This is a genomic window from Psychromonas sp. (assembly GCF_041586535.1).
Taxonomy (GTDB): Bacteria; Pseudomonadota; Gammaproteobacteria; order Enterobacterales; family Psychromonadaceae; genus Psychromonas.
In genome coordinates this window covers 1-4,728 of sequence record NZ_JBFGZY010000202.1, presented here as the reverse complement: position 1 = coordinate 4,728, position 4,728 = coordinate 1, and the positions used below count along the sequence as shown (strand labels likewise).

Sequence of the window (4,728 nt, the reverse complement as noted above, 5' to 3'; positions counted from 1 at the left end):
TTGCCGGATCATGTGACGGTGCTGCGCTAGATGCCCTGACGACTTATATCGAGCAACAAAATAGACCTAAGTAACGTTAATGCTTCGCATCAATGATTTTCATCACCGCCATGAATGACGGTGTTTTTCATCTAAATGGATCAATAAAATTATCCCTGGCATTCTTCAACAGCGGTAAAGAAAGGGTTTTTCCCCAGGTTAAGCGACATAAACTGGTAAAGTTTTGTAACACTGCCTGAACTTTCATTTTCAACATCAGCTAAGTAATTTATCGTGGTAGGCTTTGGACCAGAGCCGTCATCGGGATCCGGGCCATATTTCAGCGCCGAAATGGAGTAACCCTGCTCAGTTTCTTCCAACTTAACAACCCCCCAATCGGAAAACCGGTTTACCCAACTATCCCACTTATCAGCCACGCAGCTTGCCACCTGTTTGGCATCCTGCTGACTTGAAAAAACCTGACTCGGCGCCTTCGCACGCATCTCAGTCGGGGTTGAACTGCACGCTGATATGGATATTGCAGCGACAGTTAAGATGATTAATTTTTTCAAAATGACTTCCTCTTATTTTTTGTCTGCCCCCTTGAGGGCACTAAAATTTTAGTGATGGAAATAGCGGCGGCTATTCCCCCTGTTGGGCAACTTACAGTTAATTCCATCAATCTTATTCTCTCGATTAACTTTACGCCTGCTCGTTTGAAAATGAAAGATTAAAATATTGCTGATTTTATTGATTTAATTACAATTTAGCAGATTAATACGATGCAAATATCAGCCTCGCTCGCAGAATCAAATAAGTCGTTTGGAATATTCGAAATAAATTTCATCAAGCAACGATTTTCCAATACAATCAAGTCAATTTTAATGCTTATGTCGGCCTGGCTAACTGAGTATTAAATTTAACCGGCCTTAGCTTAAACAGCAAAGAGCTTCCCTTTTATTCTCCTGTATTTACCTCCTTACTGCTAAATCCATACTCTTACGAGGGGTTAAATTTCAGAAACTTAACTGGCGTGCTCAGGCTAATTTCTTTATAGTTAAGGTTTAAATTTAACTGCAACAATAAAGAGAAATAAGATGGCTGGAATCATTAAAACACCTGATGAGATCAAAAAAATGCGCATTGCCGGGCAGCTGGCCGCGGATGTATTAACGATGATCGAACCTTTTATTAAAAAAGGGGTGACGACTGATGAACTGAACCAACTCTGTCATGATTATATTGTTGACGTGCAGCAGGCAATACCAGCTCCGCTTAACTACCACGGTTTCCCGAAATCGATCTGCACCTCACTTAACCATGTTGTCTGTCACGGTATCCCTAATGATAAACCGCTCAAAGATGGCGATATTATCAATGTCGATATTACTGTGATCAAAGATGGTTATCACGGTGATACATCAAAAATGTTTATGGTAGGCACACCGACTATTCTGGCGGAGCGTTTATCCCGTATCGCACAAGAGTGTTTATATATCGGTATTAACCTGGTAAAACCCGGTGCGCGTTTAGGCGATATCGGCGAAGCCATTCAAAAACATGCGGAAAAACACAACTACTCTGTGGTGCGCGAATATTGCGGTCACGGTATTGGTGCGGGCTTCCATGAAGAGCCGCAAGTGCTGCATTACGGCAAAGCCGGTACCGGAGAAGTGTTACAGGCCGGTCAGTGTTTTACTATTGAGCCTATGATTAATGCCGGTAAAAAAAGCTGTAAAGTGCTTAAAGATGACTGGACTGTAGTGACTAAAGACAAAAAATTATCCGCACAATGGGAACATACTTTACTGGTCACTGAAACAGGTGTTGAGATATTAACTCTGCGCCCGGAAGAGAGCATCGAGCGTGTTATTAATCACCCTTAATCTGCTAAGTGTGCAGGGTTAAACCGCACTGCACACTTTATCGGAGATCTTCCTATCACTCAGCTTTAATCAATTTGAGGTCATAATGGATTTTGAACAGCTTTCCCCAAACAACATATCTGAAGAAAACCTCACCCTGCCCTTCCTGAAAAATAATTTACAAGAATTCCAGACCTGGCAGGTTGAGTGCTTTAAGCAGAAACATAAAATAACCGAAATTGTTGCATTACGGGCACGTTATATCGATCAGCTGTTAACCCGCCTGTGGGATAAGCTGGGATTAAGTGAATGTGAGGATCTCTGCCTGATTGCGGTCGGTGGTTATGGTCGTGGCGAACTGCACCCCAAATCAGATATTGACCTGCTTATTCTTACAAAAGATGGATTTTGCCAAGACTCAGAACAAAAAATAAGTGCCTTTATTACCCTGTTGTGGGACTTAAAGCTCGATGTAGGTAACAGCGTACGCACCCTGCAGGATTGTTTGGAGCAAGGCCTGGCAGACATCACGGTTGCGACCAGTATGATTGAAGCCCGTTACCTGCGCGGCAATGAAGATACTTTTGCCAAGCTCTCAGAGGTGATTGATGGTGAGAATTTTTGGCCTTCCGACCAGTTTTTTACGGTTAAAAAAGAGGAACAACTTAACCGCCACAGAATGTGCCGTGGTGACGGTTACAACTTAGAGCCGGATCTTAAAAATGGTCGAGGCGGTTTACGCGATATTCAAACCATTGCCTGGGTGGCAAAACGTCATTTTGGCGCAAATAGTCTGATCGAGTTAACCAGTTATAACTACATCACCCAAAGCGAGTATCGCGAATTAGTCGACTGCCAGACCATGCTTTGGACCATCCGCTTTGCACTCAATGCCGTCACTCATAAAGCGGATAACCGTCTGTTATTTGACTATCAAAATGATGTAGCGCACTTTCTCGGTTATTCAGGACAGGGCAGTAAAGCGGTTGAACAGATGATGAAAGCCTTTTATCAAACCGTTCACCGGGTTAAAGAGCTTAATGAAATGTTACTGCAGTATTTTGATGAAGCGATTTTAGGTAATATCGCCACCCATATTACGCATATTGATGATAATTTCCAAATCCGCGACAACATGATCGAGCTGAAAACAGCATCATTATTCAGTGAACAACCGGAATCAATTTTGCAGCTGTTTCTGCATATTGCTGAATATCCGGAAATCAAGGGTATCTATTCTCCTACCCTGCGAGAACTGCGTGAAGCACGCCGCTGTTTAATCCACTGGTTGCAGGACATTCCGGAATGCCGCGATATTTTTATGGAAATTATCAGGCACCCCAGAGGGATGGGCCTGACATTTACGCTAATGCATGAATATGGGATATTAGCCGCTTATATCCCGCAGTGGAGCCGTATTGTCGGGCAGATGCAGTTTGATCTGTTCCACGCCTATACCGTTGATGAACACACCCATAAGCTGATTAACAATATTTACAACTTTGCCGAAAACAAACAGATCTACCCGCTGGCGGGTGACATCTATCGTGATTTAGACAAACCGGAACTGCTTTATTTAGCCGCTATATTTCATGACATTGCAAAAGGACAAAAAGGTGATCATTCCACCCTGGGCGCTGTTGATGCGCGCGCATTTTGTGAACTGCATGGATTAAGCCGCTTCGAAGCTAAAACGGTCGCCTGGCTGGTTGAGCAGCACCTGACCATGTCGGTGACAGCGCAGCGTCGTGATATCAACGATCCGCGCGTGGTCACTGAATTTGCGAAAATTGTGCGCGATGAAAAACACTTAAATTTATTACACTGCCTGACGGTTGCGGATATCCGCGCCACCAACGAAGATACGTGGAACAGTTGGAAAGCGGCGTTATTATCTGATTTATATTACAGTACCTTAAAAATGCTGCGCCGCGGGTTTGAAAATCCACCTGATATTCGCGATCGTATTCGCGACAGGCAGCGTAAAGCACTGGCTATATTAGTTGCTGATGGTGTTCAGGAGGCGCAGGTAAGACTGCTCTGGAAACGCTTCAAACTGGATTACTTTTTCCGTTATCGTTCGCAGCAGATCGCCTGGCACACTAAAAACCTGCTGTCGCATGAAGATCATAGTCAGCCGATGATCTTAATTAGCGAGCAGAAGAGCAGTGCAGCAACAGAAATTTTTGTCTACCACAAGGATATGCCGGCCTTATTTTCAACCGTGGTGACCGAGATCGATAATAAAAAACTCAGTGTTCATCATGCTAATATTCTTTCCAGCAAAGATGATTTTTCATTAAGTACTTTTACGGTATTGGACGAAGACGGCAGTAATGTTGATCCGGATACTATTCAACGCCTGAAAAAATCACTGGAAAAAGCGCTGCTTACCCCGGAAAAAGTGAACACCCAGCAAACCCGCCTGGCACGTGTAAAACGGCAGTTTAAATTCGAACCACAAGTCACTTTTTTACCGACGCGTCGCAAACGCACGCAAATTGAACTTGTCGCCTTTGATGCACCGGGAATTTTGGCTAATATCGGGGAAATATTCCGCTTCAGCGGTATGGTACTCGATACCGCCAAGATAACCACCATCGGTGAACGGGCGGAGGATCTGTTTATTATTTCAACTGAAGAGGGTAACGCTCTGACTGAGCAGCAGGAAGAAAACTTAAAAGCCCAGTTAATAAGTGAGCTTAGCCCCGAAGAGTAATATTATACCAAATCCGATAATTATCTATTCATTTATGCTTGTTAAAATGAATGCTAGCTTCGTTATTGATTTTGTAATTAGAACAACTAGTTACTGCAATCAATGCCTTGCTTTCATCCATTTTTCCTACGCCTAAATAGATCATCTAATTAACGGAATTGGTAT

General features: G+C 43.4%; 3 protein-coding genes. 2 read left to right on the top strand and 1 reads right to left on the bottom strand.

Translation table 11 applies throughout. From position 1 onward, the window contains the following. Window positions 1-149 precede the first annotated feature (149 nt). Window positions 150-551 carry a hypothetical protein gene (locus tag ABZA00_RS16355; protein ID WP_372883219.1) on the bottom strand — a complete coding sequence of 134 codons (402 nt, stop codon included), beginning with the start codon at window positions 549-551 and terminating at the stop codon, window positions 150-152. A 525-nt stretch (window positions 552-1,076) separates the two neighbouring features. Here ABZA00_RS16355 and map point away from each other — a divergent pair. Continuing rightward, complete coding sequence (gene map, locus ABZA00_RS16350; RefSeq protein WP_372883218.1) at window positions 1,077-1,865, top strand: type I methionyl aminopeptidase; 789 nt, start codon at window positions 1,077-1,079, stop codon at window positions 1,863-1,865. Window positions 1,866-1,950: 85 nt separating this feature from the next. Then, window positions 1,951-4,563: a [protein-PII] uridylyltransferase gene (glnD, locus tag ABZA00_RS16345; protein WP_372883217.1), complete on the top strand. Its 2,613-nt coding sequence runs from the start codon at window positions 1,951-1,953 to the stop codon at window positions 4,561-4,563. Window positions 4,564-4,728 lie beyond the last annotated feature (165 nt).